The organism is Janthinobacterium sp. GW822-FHT07H10 (assembly GCF_058798675.1).
Window position 1 is genome coordinate 42054 of the sequence record NZ_JBXAKS010000011.1, and the last position, 14382, is coordinate 56435.

The 14382-nt window shown below is 64.0% G+C and carries 12 protein-coding genes; 11 read left to right on the top strand and 1 reads right to left on the bottom strand.

What is annotated here, in order from left to right; genetic code table 11:
* Positions 1-13 precede the first annotated feature (13 nt).
* On the top strand, positions 14-559 hold the full coding sequence (gene ubiT, locus AC1RDJ_RS22010; protein ID WP_083411902.1) for a ubiquinone anaerobic biosynthesis accessory factor UbiT: 546 nt from the start codon (positions 14-16) through the stop codon (positions 557-559).
* Between the two features lie 16 nt (positions 560-575).
* On the opposite strand, the gene AC1RDJ_RS22015 is transcribed toward ubiT, so the two are convergent.
* Positions 576-839 carry a heavy-metal-associated domain-containing protein gene (locus AC1RDJ_RS22015; RefSeq protein WP_493028699.1) on the bottom strand — a complete coding sequence of 88 codons (264 nt, stop codon included), beginning with the start codon at positions 837-839 and terminating at the stop codon, positions 576-578.
* 239 nt (positions 840-1078) lie between these two features.
* On the opposite strand from AC1RDJ_RS22015, the gene AC1RDJ_RS22020 reads away from it, so the two are divergent.
* The 10 genes from AC1RDJ_RS22020 (at position 1079) to AC1RDJ_RS22065 (ending at position 14381) form a co-directional block, all read left to right on the top strand.
* Positions 1079-1948: a substrate-binding periplasmic protein gene (locus tag AC1RDJ_RS22020; RefSeq protein WP_493028700.1), complete on the top strand. Its 870-nt coding sequence runs from the start codon at positions 1079-1081 to the stop codon at positions 1946-1948.
* 252 nt (positions 1949-2200) lie between these two features.
* Positions 2201-3883, top strand: a complete 1683-nt coding sequence (aspT, locus tag AC1RDJ_RS22025; RefSeq protein ID WP_289888931.1) for an aspartate-alanine antiporter — start codon at positions 2201-2203, stop codon at positions 3881-3883.
* 53 nt (positions 3884-3936) lie between these two features.
* Positions 3937-5625 carry an aspartate-alanine antiporter gene (aspT, locus tag AC1RDJ_RS22030; protein WP_071324334.1) on the top strand — a complete coding sequence of 563 codons (1689 nt, stop codon included), beginning with the start codon at positions 3937-3939 and terminating at the stop codon, positions 5623-5625.
* Between the two features lie 73 nt (positions 5626-5698).
* Positions 5699-7312: a bifunctional aspartate transaminase/aspartate 4-decarboxylase gene (locus tag AC1RDJ_RS22035; protein WP_071324333.1), complete on the top strand. Its 1614-nt coding sequence runs from the start codon at positions 5699-5701 to the stop codon at positions 7310-7312.
* 176 nt (positions 7313-7488) lie between these two features.
* Entirely contained in the window at positions 7489-8916 is a 1428-nt protein-coding gene (locus AC1RDJ_RS22040) for a TolC family protein (protein WP_493028701.1), read from the top strand.
* Positions 8916-9890, top strand: a complete 975-nt coding sequence (locus AC1RDJ_RS22045; RefSeq protein WP_493028702.1) for an HlyD family secretion protein — start codon at positions 8916-8918, stop codon at positions 9888-9890. The genes AC1RDJ_RS22040 and AC1RDJ_RS22045 overlap by 1 nt, the downstream gene beginning before the upstream one ends.
* 6 nt (positions 9891-9896) lie before the next feature.
* Positions 9897-11078 (top strand): ABC transporter permease, encoded by a 1182-nt coding sequence (locus AC1RDJ_RS22050; protein WP_493028703.1) that lies wholly within the window; start codon positions 9897-9899, stop codon positions 11076-11078.
* On the top strand, positions 11075-12226 hold the full coding sequence (locus AC1RDJ_RS22055; protein WP_493028704.1) for an ABC transporter permease: 1152 nt from the start codon (positions 11075-11077) through the stop codon (positions 12224-12226). The genes AC1RDJ_RS22050 and AC1RDJ_RS22055 overlap by 4 nt, the downstream gene beginning before the upstream one ends.
* A 92-nt stretch (positions 12227-12318) precedes the next feature.
* A complete protein-coding gene (locus AC1RDJ_RS22060; RefSeq protein ID WP_071324328.1) occupies positions 12319-13899 on the top strand; it encodes an AAA family ATPase in 1581 nt (526 codons plus the stop codon).
* On the top strand, positions 13896-14381 hold the full coding sequence (locus tag AC1RDJ_RS22065; protein ID WP_493028705.1) for a hypothetical protein: 486 nt from the start codon (positions 13896-13898) through the stop codon (positions 14379-14381). The genes AC1RDJ_RS22060 and AC1RDJ_RS22065 overlap by 4 nt, the downstream gene beginning before the upstream one ends.
* The last annotated feature ends 1 nt before the right edge of the window (position 14382 follow it).

Genomic DNA, 14382 nt, shown 5'->3' on the forward strand with positions numbered 1-14382 from the left:
GAAAGGAAGCACCATGCAAGATCAACTGGAACGATTGCCCGTCCCCGTGCCGGCCCCCGCCCAGGCCAGGGCTGGCCTGCCGAAGGGACCGCTGGCTTACCGGCTGCCGGAACCGCTGGCCGAATTGCTGTCGAAGCTGCCGCCGTATCCGGCGTCCTGGCTGTTCGTGCAGGGGCTGAACCGCCTGCTGGCGCCCCAGTTGCCCGACGATGTGCGGCAGAGCCTGGAAGGCCGCAGTCTGCGCTTGCGGCTGCTGGATGCGGGCATCGCCTTCGATTTCGAGTGGCAGGGCACGGTCTTCGTGGCCGAGCGCTATGTCGACGTGCCCGAGCTGTGCATCGCCGCCAGCGTGCACGACCTGATGCTGCTGGCGCGGCGCCAGGAAGATCCCGACACCCTGTTTTTCAGCCGCCGCCTGAGCCTGGAAGGCGATACGGAGCTGGGGCTGCTGTTCAAGAACACGCTCGACGCCATCGAGCTGCCGCCGTTCGACCTGCAGGCGCTGGGGCCGCGCCGCGTGCTGGCCCATCTGCGCGACCGCGGCGCGCGCGGCGGCTGACCGGCCGGGAAGGGGTTCAGTGGCGGCAGTGGCCGCAGGCGCCGCTGCACGACGGCAGCTGCTCCCCATCGGATGCCTCGCCCATGAAACCGGCATCGTTGACGGCGGCCAGCAGGCGCTCCTGGCTGGCCAGCCGCTCGTCGAATTGCACCGTGGCGCCGTGGCGGGCCAGCGAGACGCACACCGTGGCCACGCCGCTGACGGCTTCGAGCGCGCCCGTCAGCCTGTCGGCGCAGCCTTCGTGATCCATTCCGATAATATTCAAACGCGCTGTCTGCATGGATTCCTCTTGTTTTTCAGATAAAAAAAGAGCGTAGGCGAGGGGCGTGCATGCCGTCCAGAGCAGCACGCACAAATTTTTTTATATTTGTGCTTTTATTGATCTGGATTAATTCCAGCTCATCCAGGACTGCCTGAAACTACTGTTGTTTTGTACACAGTTTCCATATTCCAGTCGACAAGCGTGCTCTGCTGCGCGAGAATGTTATTCTGATAAGAATATGCTGGAAAGGAGGGGCCATGCAGCGCCGCCCCCTGCTCATGCTCGCCTGCCTGTGGCCGCTGGATGCGGCCATCGGCGCGCCGTCGCTGCCGCAAGCACTGCTATACCCGCGCCACCAGGCGCAAGACGATCCGCAGCAAGCCTATGTGACGGCCTTGCTGCGGCTGGCGCTCGCCCGTTCGGGCCATGCCTACGTACTGCGCCGTTCCGCACTGCGCATGGTGCAGACGCGCGCCATGCAGGAAATCGCCACGGCGACGGGCAGCGTGGATGTCGTCTGGGCCATGACCAGCCGCGCCAGCGAAGCGCAGTTGTTGCCGGTGCGCATACCCATCGACCGTGGCCTGATCGGCTGGCGCGTGGCCCTGGTGCAGGCGCGCCAGGCTCAGCTGCTGCGCCAGGTGCGCAGCCTGGCCGACCTGGCGCGCCTGTCCGCCGGGCAGATGCGCGACTGGCCCGACGCGGCCATCCTGCAGGCGAACGGCTTGCGCATCGATACGTCGAGCACTTATGAGGGCTTGTTCCAGCAACTGGCGGCGGGCCGCATCGATTACTTTCCCCGTTCCGTGATCGAGGCGCAAAGCGAGCTGGCCAGCCATGCGCGGCTGCCGCTGGCGCTCGATACGCACCTGGTGATCCGCTATCCGGCGGCCCTGTATTTTTTTGTCGGCAAGCACCGGCCCGAACTGGCCCGCCACATCGAGGCGGGACTGGAAAAAATGCTCGTCGATGGCAGTTTCGCCCAGCTGTTCCAGCGCCATTTCGGCCGCCTGGCGGACCAGCTGAAGCTGGCCCAGCGCCATGTACTGGACCTGGCCAATCCGGACCTGCCCGAAGAGACGCCATTGGCGCGCAAGGCGCTCTGGTACCGTCCAAAATATTACTAGTGGTATTGTTGATCGGTGTCAAATAGGCACTTCAATCGTGCGCAGCCTGTTTGAGAAATATCAAGACGAGTTCAACAGAACACCTGTTGACACTTAGAAAATTTTCGCCGAACATGATTCCACGTTACAACATTTTCCCAGTGCTTCCCCCTCTATGGCAGGTGTTGCGCGGGACCCCATACGCCCGTTCGACAGCCAGCGCCTGCCAGCCCAAGAACGCGCAGCCATCCGTATCTTTTCGAAGGTTTGCTCATGCTCGATTCGATCGCGTCGGTATTGCACCAGGTTCCCGAATTGGCCTTGTTCCTGGCCCTGGCCCTGGGCTACGCGGTGGGACAGATACGCTTCGGTCCGATCCAGCTGGGCGGCGTGTGCGGCACCCTGATCGCCGCGCTGCTGATCGGCCAGGTGGGCATCACCCTGGACGCCAGCGTGAAGAATGTCTTCTTCATGCTGTTCATCTTTGCCCTCGGGTATGCGGGCGGCCCGCAGTTCTTTGCCAACCTGAATGCCAAGGGCTTGCGCCTCGGCATACTGTGCCTGATCGAAGTGGTGGCGGTGCTGGCCCTGGTGCTGCTGGCCACGCGCATCATGGGCCTGGACCAGGGTACGGCGGCCGGCATGATGGCGGGCGCGGCGACGGAGTCGGCCGTCGTCGGCACGGCCACGGACGCCATTTCCAAGCTGGCCTTGCCGGCGGCCCGCATCGCCGAGCTGCAGGCGAACGTCGTCACCGCCTATTCGATTACGTATATCTTCGGCCTGATCACCATCGTCATCGCCACCAGCCAGATTTTCCCCATCTTGTTGCGCGTCAACCTGCGCGAGGAAGCGGACAAATTGTGGGCGCAGATGGGCGGCGCGCAGGCGGACGCCGACGCCTTGCAGGCGACGCCGGAAATGGTGGGCCGCGCCTACCGCATCAGCCGTGGCGCGGGGCGCCGTCTCGATGCCTTGCAACATATTTTTGCGGGCCGCGCCAGCATCACGCGCGTGCGCCGGCATGGCAAGGTGCTGGCTTTGGTGCCGGAACTGCGCCTGCGCACCAACGATGAAGTGCTGGTGATCGGCCACCGGCCCGCGCTGGTGGCGGCCGAAGCCATCCTGGGCGAGGAATTCGCCGATACGACGGGCTTGAACATGGCCGTCTCCGCCGTCGAAGTGGTGCTGCAGCAGGCGTCGCTGGTGGGCCAGTCGCTGCGCCAGGTGGCGCTGCCGGCCGGCGTGCATGTGGCGGCCGTCGTGCGCGGCGAACACAGCATGCCCCCGCTGCCGGACCTGACCTTGCAGCGCGACGACGTGCTGCGCCTGTATGGCACGACGGAAGGGCGCGACTTGAACACGGCCCTGGCCGCCATCGGCAAGCGCGTGCCCACGGGCGACCGCAGCAATATCGTGTATGCCAGCATCGGCATCGTGCTGGGCGTGTATATCGGCGGTTTTTCCGCCAGGCTGGGCGGCATTCCCTTTTCGCTGGGCACGGGGGGCGGCGCCTTGCTGACGGGCCTCGTGTTTGGCTGGTACCAGGCGCGCAAGCCCGGCATGCCGGGCATCCACCCCAGCGCGCTCGACATGATGAAGGATATCGGCCTGGCCACCTTCATCGCCTGCGTGGGCCTGGCGTCGGGGCCGCAGGCGATCGACCTGATCCGCCAGTACGGCCTGTCGCTGCCGCTGATGGGCGTCCTGATCGCCGTCATCCCCGCCTCGATCTCCTTGTGCGTCGGGCACTTTTTCCTGAAGCTGGAAGCGCCCGTGCTGCTGGGCGCCATTGCCGGCCAGCAGTGCAGCACGCCGGCCCTGTCCGCCGTGCAGAACGCGGCCGGCAATTCGACGCCCTTGCTGGGCTACACGATTACCTATGCCATCTCGAATGTGGTGTTGCCCCTGATGGGGCCCCTGATCGTGGCCCTGGCCGGCTCGGTGCACGCGTGAGCGCGGCCGCGGGCCGGTTTCAATGAATTCCTTCAAAACGAAAGGCGGTTAGCATGGAATGGTTGCATGAGTTATTCAAGAAGTCGCCTGAAATTGCCTTGTTCCTCTCTCTGGCAGTGGGCTACTACATCGGCAAGATCAAGTTCGGCTCGTTTCAGCTGGGCGGGGTCGCCGGTTCACTCCTGGTGGCGGTGCTCGTCAGCCAGGTGGGCGTCGCCATCGACCCGGGCGTCAAGTCGGTGCTGTTTGCCCTGTTCATTTATGCGGTCGGCTATGAAAGCGGCCCGCAATTCTTCAATTCCCTGGGCCGCCAGTCGGTGCGCGAAATCATCCTGGCCGTGGTGCTGGCCGTGACGGCGCTGTTGACGGTGGTCATCATGGCCAAGATCTTCGGCCTCGACAAGGGCCTGGCGGCCGGCGTGGCGGCGGGCGGCTTGACGCAGTCGGCCATCATCGGCACGGCCGGCGACGCCATCACCAAGCTGGGCCTGGCGGCCGACGAAGTGGCGCGCCTGCAAGGCAATGTGGCTGTCGGCTATGCCGTGACCTATGTGTTCGGTTCGTTCGGCGCCATCATCGTCTGCGTCAATATCCTGCCGAAGCTCATGGGCCGCACCATCCGCGAAGACGCGATCAAGGCGGAAACGGCGCTGCAAGCGGGCGTGCAGGTGCTGGGACCCGGCCAGACGCCGGCCGCGCCCGACCTCATCGGCCGCATCTATGAAGTGGGCCCGGGCGCCGGCCGCTCCGTGGCGGAGATCGAAAGCGCCAATCCGAACACGGCCATCACCATCGAGCGCGTCAAGCGCAATGGCCAGATCGTCGACGTCAGCCCCGACCTCGTGCTGGCGGCCGACGACATCGTGCTGCTGGTGGGGCGCCGCGAAGCCATGCTCAGCGTGTCTTCCCAGCTGGGCAAGGAATTGCATGCCGTCGAAGGCATGGAACTGGTCATGCAGCGCCGCGACATGGTGCTGACCAACAAGGTGTACCACAACAAGACGGTGGGCGAGATCCGCAACGCGACGGCGCCGGGCGTGCGCCACGGCATCTTTGTCGTGCAGCTGAGCCGCATGGGCAAGATCCTGCCCATGCAGTCGGAAACCGTCGTGCAGACGGGCGACGTGGTGACCATCTATGGCGCCGAGCAGGACGTCAAGCGCGTGGCGGCCGAAGTGGGCTACATGATCGTGCCGAGCGCCAAGACGGACTTCGTCTACATGGGCGCCGGCCTCGTCGTCGGCCTGCTGGTGGGCTTGCTGGTGGCGCGCATCGGTTCGATTCCGCTGACCCTGGGCAGCGGCGGCGGCGTGCTGCTGTCGGGCCTCGTATTCGGCTGGTTCCGCGCCAAACGCCAGACCTTTGGCTACATGCCGAGCGGCGCCGTGCAAATCCTGAAGGACCTGGGCCTGGCCGGCTTCGTCGCCGTCGTCGGCCTCACGTCGGGCCTGCAAGCGGTGGAAACCGTGCGCCAGCACGGCCTGACCCTGTTCGGCGTGGGCGTCGTCGTGACCATCCTGCCGATGATACTGACCATGTTGATCGGCCGCTATATCTTGCGCTACGACAACGTTGCCGTGTTTGCCGGTGCCTTGTCCGGCTCGCGCAGCGCCAACCCCGCCTTCGGCGAAGTGCTGAACGCGGCGCAAAACTCGATTCCCACGGTGCCATTTGCCATCACGTATGCCTTGGCCAATGTCTTCCTGACCTTGCTGGGCCCGCTTGTCGTGGCCTTTGTCTAGTCAGCGAGTGTTTGTACTACCCCAGCCGCCGGTACGGGGCTTCCTCACTGTAAGTTGATAAGGAGTAGCAGAAATGGATTTCAGTAACCCAAGCAAACTCGCCCTGTTGAGCCCATTCGAATTGAAGGATGCGCTGATCCAGACGGCCAAGCAAAGCAACCGTTTGATGCTGAACGCGGGCCGCGGCAACCCGAACTTCCTGGCCACCACGCCGCGCCACGGTTTCTTCCAGTTCGGCCAGTTCGCCATGACGGAAGCGGAGCGTTCCTATGTTTACATGGAAGACGTGGGCGGCTTCCCCACGCGCGACGGCATCGAGGCGCGCTTTGAAATCTTCGTGCGCAAGCATGCCGATACGCCGGGCGTGCATTTCATCGAGGCGGCCGTGTCGTACGTGCGCGACCAGCTGGGCCTGAGCGCTGGCGACTTCATCTACGAGATGTGCGAAGCGATTCTCGGTTGTAACTATCCGGTGCCGGACCGCATGCTGCGCCTGTCCGAGAAGATCGTCGGCCAGTATATCCACCGCGAAATGGTGGGCGACCATCCTTTTGTCGGCAACTTCGACATGTACGCCGTCGAAGGCGGTACGGCGGCCATGACCTATCTGTTCGCCAGCCTGAAATCGAACCACATCATCCAGGAAGGCGACACCATCGCCCTGGGCATGCCGATCTTCACGCCGTATATCGAAATTCCCCAGCTGAACGATTACAAGCTGAACACCGTGCATATCGACGCACCGCAATCGAATAATTGGCAATTCACCAAGAAAGAGCTGGACAAGCTGCTCGACCCGAAAGTCAAGGCCTTCTTCCTCGTCAATCCGAGCAATCCGCCATCCGTCAAGATCGACGACGAGACGCTCGAATACATCGCCAAGATCATCAAGAAGCGCCCGGACCTGATCATCCTTACCGATGACGTGTATGGCACGTTTGCCGACAATTTCGTCTCGCTGTTTGCCATGTGCCCGTACAACACCATCCTCGTCTACTCGTTCTCGAAATACTTCGGCGCAACGGGCTGGCGCATGGGCGTGGTGGCCACGCACGAGAACAATATCCTCGACGAAAAAATTTCCAAACTGCCGGAAACCGTCAAGAAGCAGCTCGATGCGCGCTACCACTCGATTACCACGGAGCCGCGCAAGCTCAAATTCATCGACCGCCTGGTGGCCGACAGCCGCACGGTGGCGCTGAACCACACGGCCGGCCTGTCGACGCCCGTACAGGCGCAGATGACCCTGTTCTCCCTGTTCTCGCTGATGGATGAGGAGCAAAAGTACAAGCAGTCGATGAAGCGTATCGTGCTGCGCCGCAAGGAAGCGCTGTACCGCGAACTGGGCTTGCCGATGGTGCACGACGCCAACTCCGTGCGCTACTATCACTTGCTGGACATGGAATCGCTGGCCGCGCAGATGCATGGCGAGGAATTCTCGCAGTGGCTGCTGAAAAAGCTGAAACCGAACGAAGCGCTGTTCCGCCTGGCCGAGGAAACGGGCGTGATCCTGCTGCCGGGCCGCGGCTTCGGCACCACGCATCCGTCGGGCCGCGTCTCGCTGGCCAACCTGAACGAGTACGACTACGCCAATATCGGCCGCGCCATCCGTGGCATGGCGTCCGAGTTCTTCGCCGTATTTGAGAAGGAAAAGGCGGGCAAGGGCGCCAAGAAAGCTAAAAAGTAAGGGCTTGCTGGCCAACTGACCGCAACGGGCGCTTCGCAGGAGGCGCCCGTTTTTGCGTGGAAGCGACAGTTTCCTCCAGTGCAGGCTGGAATGGACTTCCTTGCATATAATTGCTATTGTGAAAGTATAAACATGGCAATCCCGTGCTTTCCCCTCATTCATTGACTGGACGCTACATGGGCAGATTGCAAGCACACATCTCATTATTACTGGCCAGCGCCATGGGCGCGGCCTTGCCGGTCCAGGCGCAAACGCCGGCGGGCGCGCCGCTGACCTTTGGCGAAGCGCTGCAGCAAGCCGCCTCGGCCTCGGGCGCGGTGCAGGGCGCGGCGCTCGACGTGCGCGCGAAAACGTTGAAGGCCGAGGCCTTGTCGAATATCGACGGCCCGTCGGTGGACTTGACGGCGTTTCGCGGCCGCCTGTCGACGGACTTGAATATCGATACCAGCGGCCTGTCCGGCGTGGTGGGCGGCATCGAGTCGGTGCTGCCGCCGATACCGGGCTTGCCTACGCCCCATATTCCCAATTCCCTGAACCGCGAAGTGGTCACTGACCTGACCTCGTTCGGCTTGCTGGGCATGTGGCCCATCTACACGGGCGGGCGCCTGGACGCCGTCAAGGGCCTGGCCTCCAGCCTGACCCTGGCCGCGCAAGCGGAGCGCGCGGAGGCGGAAGAACAGCTGGCCACGCTGGTGGCGCAGCGCTATTTCCAGTTATTGCTGGCGAAACGGGTGGTGGCCGTGCGCGCCGAAGTGACTGCCGGCGTCATCGAGCACCAGCGCGACGCGGCCAAGCTGGAAAAGGGCGGCCTGATTTCGCGCGCCGAGCGGCTGCGCGCCGACGTGGCCCTGGACAGCGCCCGCAGCGACGAGGCGCATGCGCGCAGCGACGAGGAAATCGCCCAGGTGGCGCTCGACCGTTTGCTCGCCGTCCATACGCAGGTGCGCCCCAGTACGCCGCTGTTCGTCAACAGCTTGCCGGTCGGCACCTTGCAATCGTTCATCAGCACGGGCATGCGCGAAAATGCGAACTGGAAAAAGATCGACAGCAAGCGCGTACAGGCCGAGCAAGCCTTGAAGCTGCACGGCAAGGAATACGCGCCCACCGTGTTTGCCATCGGTAACTACAATTTGAATCGCGGCAATGAAAAGCTCGTGCGCTCGAACTGGGCCATCGGCCTGGTGGTGGCCGTGCCGCTGGTGCACCGCATCAATACGGGCAAGATGATCGCCGCCGCCAAGCTGGACCAGGAACGGGTGGAAGTGGTGGCGCGCCAGGCCGAGCGCGACATTCCTACCCTGATCGAGAAAAACTGGCGCGCGCTGGAAAACGCCCGCATCCAGTACCTGTCCACGGCATCGTCGGTGGAGCTGGCGCGCGAAAATATCCGCCTGCAGACGGTAGCTTTCCAGCAAGGGCAGGTGACGTCGCTGGAAGTGGTCGACGCGCGCCTGAACCTGGCCAAGGTCGAGACCCAGCGCGCGCAGACGGCCTATAACTATGTGATGGGCCTGGCGCAATTGCTGGAAGCGACAGGCGAGACGCAGCGTCTGGGCAGCCTGGCCGCCGCGGCCGACATCCAATTACCTGTGGACACCAAATAATGAGCAATTCCAAAAAACCATTGGCCATCGGCGCTGCCATCATCGTGCTGGCCTTCGTGGGCTGGGGCCTGTACCAGGCGTTCCAGCCGCAGCGCCTGCCCTTGCAGGGGCAGATGGATGCGCAGGAAGTCAACGTTTCGTCGAAAGTGCCGGGCCGGGTGGGCGAGCTGTACGTCAAGCTGGGCCAGAATGTGCAGAAAAACCAGTTGCTGTTCCAGCTGACGAGCCCGGAAGTGGACGCGAAGATCGCCCAGGCCACGGCGGCCACGCAGGCGGCCGATGCCGTGGCGAAAAAAGCGGAAGCGGGCGCGCGCCCCGAGGAAATCGCGGCCGCGAAAGCCAACTGGGAACGGGCGCAGACGGGCGCCACCATCGCCAAAACGACATTTACCCGCGTCAACAATATGTTCGAGCAAGGCGTGATCGCGCGCCAGAAACGCGACGAGGCGGAAGCGCAGTGGCGCGCCGCCGAGCAGCTGGCGCAGGCTGCGCGCGCGCAATATGACATGGCGCAAAAGGGCGCCCGTGCGGAAGACAAGACGGCGGCCGCCGCCCAGGCGCGCCAGGTGGGCGCCGTGCTGACGGAAGCGCAGATCGCCCTGGCCGAAACGAAGATCGGCGCGCCGGTGGCGGGCCAGGTCAGCAAGATCCAGATACAGCCCGGCGAACTGGCGCCGCAAGGCTTCCCCGTGATTACCCTCGTGAACCTCGACGACGCCTGGGCCGTGCTGCAGGTGCGCGAAGATGAGATGGGGGCGTTTTCCATGGGCAGCACGCACACGGCCAACGTGCCGGCCCTGAAACAGCAGCTGAGCTTCAAGGTCAGTTCCGTGGCCGTGCTGCCGGACTTCGCCACGTGGCGCGCGGCCCGTCCGGGCGGCACGGACTTGCGCACGTTCGAGATACGCCTGCGCCCGGCCATCAAGGTCGATGGCTTGCGTCCCGGCATGTCGGTCGTGTTTCCGCCGCTCTGATCGCCGATGAGCGAGACGGACAAAGAACAGCCGGCGGCGCTGGCGCGCGAGTGGGCGCGGCTGCGCGGCGATTTCTGGGATCTTGGCATGCTCAGCTGGATTCCCGTCGTGCTGTGCGGCATGCTGTGGCTGATTTTTTCCGCCGGCATCGCGCGCGACTTGCCCATCGTCGTCATCGACAATGACAATTCCGCCCTGTCGCGGCAACTGACGCGCTGGCTCGACGCCTCGCCGGGGATGAGCGTGGCGGCGAAAGTGGCGTCCAGCGACGATGCCTTGCATCACATCCGCGAACGTACGGCCTTCGGCTACCTCGTGATCCCCGGTGATTTTGAAAAACAGTTGCTGGGCGGCCGGCAAGCCACCGTGCAATGGTTGTACAACGCGCAATTTTCCTCGCATGCGGGCGCCTTGCTGCGCGACGTGCGCACCGTCAGCACCACCCTGTCGGCCGGCATCGAGATGACGGCCCGGGGCAAGAAGGGCATGTCGACGGTGCAGGCGGCGGCCCAGTTCGAACCGATCCGCACCACCCTGAACAGCCTGTACAACGACAACATCAGCTATGAAGCGTTTTTGACCCTGGCGCTGATGCCGGCCATGCTGCAGATTTTCATCGTCGTCGCCGTCGTCACCTCCATCGGGCGAGAGTTGCGCGACGGCACCGTGCCGCAGTGGCTGGCCTCGGCAAACGGCAGCTGGCTGCGGGCCGTCGGCGCCAAGCTGCTGTTTCCCTTGCTTGCCTATGTTGCGCTGGCGCTGCTGTATCTGCTGTTCTTCAGCCCGGCGCGGGGCTGGGCCGTGGCGGGCAGCTTGCCGGCCTTGCTGCTGAGCATGTTGCTGCTCGTGCTTGCCTACTGCGGCCTGGCCACCTTGCTGATCGGCGCCACCTTGTCCCTGCGCCTGGCGCTGTCGGGCGCGGCCTTCATCACGGCGCCGGCCTTCGCATTTGCGGGACAGGCGTTCCCGCTGCTGTCGATGCCGCCGCTGGCGCGCGCCTGGGCCGAAGCCTTGCCGCTCACGCATTATCTGCAGCTGCAAACGAAATACTGGCTGGCCGGCGCGCCATGGCGCTATGGCGTCCAGGAAATGCTGATACTGGCCGGTATCGCCATCGGCTGCGGCGCCGTGGGCCTGTTGCTGCTGGCGCGCCGCGCGAATAGGCCCGATGCATGGGGGCGCACATGATCTGGTCCGCCTTTCTCGCCACCTGGCGCGCCATGCTGACGGACAAGGGCGCGCTGACCTTGCTGTTTGTCGGCGGCATCATTTACTCGTTTTTTTACCCCTTGCCGTATTCGACGGAAATCGTCCAGCGCGTGCCTGTGGCGGTCGTCGACCAGGACCGCAGCGCCATGTCGCGCCAGATGACGCGCTTTGCCATGGCCCATCCATCGCTGGAGGTGATTGCCGTGACGCCAGACTTGCCCGTGGCGCAAGACTTGCTGTGGCGCGAGCAGGTCATGGGCGTGCTGATCATTCCCGACGGCTTGCAGACGGACGTGCTGGCCGGCCGCGCCGCCCATGCGCAAGTGGCGGGCAATGGCTTGTATCTGATGTTGAACAAGGTGGCCCTGAATGGCCTGGCCGAAGTGGTGGGCACGGTGTCGGCCGGCATCGAATTGAAACGCCTGGGCGCGGGCACGCCATCGGCCATCCAGGCCAACCAGCAGCGCTCGCCCATCGCCTTCGATGCCGTGCCCCTGTTTAACATCAAGGAAGGCTATGGCGCCTATGTCGTGCCCGGCGTGGCGACCTTGATCGTGCAGCAGACTTTGCTGATCGGCATGACCATGCTGTTCGGCACCTGGTACCAGCGCAAGGCGTTCCCGCTGGCGCAACGGCGCACGGCGGGCGGCTACTTCGGCATGCTGCTGGCGTTTGCCTCGGTGGCATTCCTCAACTGCTGCTATTTCTTCGGCTTCGTCTTCTGGTTCCAGGATTACCCGCGCGGCGGCAACTTTGGCGGCATGCTCTTGCTGCTGCTGTTGTTTTCGCTGGCGGAAGCGGCCTTCGGCATGCTGCTGGGCATGCTGTTCCGCACGCGCGAGCGGGGCACGCAGCTGATGATCGCCACCTCGATGCCGGTGCTGTTCCTGGCCGGCCTGACCTGGCCCGTGTCGTCCATGCCCGTCGTGCTGCAATGGCTGCGCTGGCTGTTGCCGTCCACGGCCGGCATCCAGGGCTTTGTTGCGCTCAATCAAATGGGCGCCTCGCTGCATGAAATCCGCCATGAAGTGGCAGGATTGCTGTGCTTGCTGGTGGCCTGCGTGGCGCTGGGCTGGTGGCGCTGGCGCAAGATGGAAGAGACGCTTGTCGATTTGAACAAGGCGTAACGGGCACGATATGCAATAATTTCGTTTTCACATTAAATAACAACGCCAGACAAAACCGACGCGCAGCAGGTTTTGATCGGCGCCAACCAGCCATGTCCGCCTTCAACCTGTTCCAGCGCCTGTCCCAAGCCCCCACCAAGCCGAAGGCGGCGCCCGCTGCGCGGCAGTTCGATGTGGCGGACCTGTACCAGGGACCCATCGCGCTGGGCGGCGATGGCGAGGCGCAAGCGCGGCCTTTCGATGAAAAACTGCGCCAGGCCTATTTCTGGATCGTCAACCACGCCATCATCAGCCCCCATTACGACATCGAGTACAACGATGGCCCGTCGCAGACGTATGCCGTGGGCGACAGCCGGCGCACGCTCAACTTGCCGTCGGCGCAAAGCTATTCCAGTTTTATTCTGCTGCCGCTGCTGACGTTCGCCACGCGCCGCAAATGCCTGTTCGTCGGCGGTCCGGGGCGGGGCAAGACGGCCAGCGCCCTGCTGATGGGCGTGCTGGCCGGCTCCACCGTCAAGGAAGTCAAGCGCGCCATGCAGCACGGCCATCCGCAGATGACGGTGGCCGACTTGCTCGGCAATCCGCTGCCGGCCGACCTGGTCAACGCGCAAAGCATGGACGATATCCGCATCGCCTGGCGCGCCTGGCTGGGCATGCGCGTGAAAATCGTCGATGAATACAACCGCATCCCCACGCGCACGCAAAGCGCGCTGCTCACCGTCATGGGCGACAACTACGCGGAAGTGCTGAACCATATCTATGAGTGTCCGGAAGCGGCCTGGTATCTGACGGCCAACGACGACCAGGGCGGCGGCACCTATCAGGTGATCGAGGCGCTGCGCGACCGGGTCGACGTGACGGTGCAGGCGCTGGCCTTCAATCCGCGCTTTTTAAGTGAATTGCTGCTGCGCGTGGAAGAAAACGTGCGCCCTGAGGAACTGGTGCCGCCCGAGATCATCTTCACGGAAGCGGAGGTCGACCAGATCGGCGCATCGATCCGCCAGGTTGCCGTGCCCGACGCCGTGCGCCGCCGCCTGGAGTTTTTCGCCAGCCAGTTCGAGCTGTTCGAGACGGCCGGCGGCCAGTTCGAATACATGACCAAGGATACGGCGCGCCTGTCCGGCGCGGACCGGGGCGCCGCGCAGGCGGCCGACAATGGGCGCGACCGCCTGAAGGACCTCGGCTGCCAGACCTTGAACGGCATCTCCGTGCGCACCCTGATGGCGCTGCTGATCTACGCCAAGGCCATGGCGTATTTTCGCGGCACCAGCGAGGTGGCGCTGGAAGACTTGCGCCAGGTGCTGCCGTTCGTGCTGCATAACAAGCTGCAGCCGGACCCGGATGCGCCCTTTTTCGCCCTGCCGGAAAACGCCGCCTACCGCAGCGACAGGCTGGGCTGGCTGCGCCGCCTGTTCGATTTGTCGAACGATGAATTCAACCGCCTGGACCTCGACCGCGATGATCCCGTCGGCGTGCTGTCGGCCGAATTCGACCTGGGCCTCGACGGCGTCAGCGAGCGCGAGACCCTGGCGCGCCTGAACCGCATCGAAAAGCTGATCGGCGAACGTACAAAAGGGCGCAAGCTGTATGGTCCCCTGTACGACGACCTGCTGAAATTGAAGTATCTGCATCAGCGCTATACGAATTACCGCAGCTGGCTGCGTTCGCAATGAATTACGCGCTGAACGTTGACCATTGCCGCGGCTTTCTCGATGCGCTGGCCATGTTGAACGGCGAGGCCAGCGACCTGTGCGCAAGCTACGAGCTGCAGCGCCTGCCCGACGCGCCGGACCTGGTCACGGCGCTGGGCTTGCGCGTCGAGGATTACGCCTTGAATGTGATCGCCCCGGCGCGCGACCTGCCGGCGCCCCTGTGGCACATCACGGTGGCGCCGTGCGGGCGCGCGCAGCTGGAACAGGTATGCCAGCGCTGGTTCTTCTCGTCGGACCACATGCAGACGGCGCCGCCCGGCCGTTTTCGCGCCTGCCTCGTCAACGCTTTCCTCGAAGCGCTGGACATGTCGCTGAGCGGATTTACGGTGCACAGCGTGAAGATGACGCAGCCGCCTGGCGTCTGGTATGCGATCCACTGGGACGAGATCGCGTTCGAATCCGGGAACGAGCGCTATCTGCTGCACTTTTCGCACAGCGATTGAG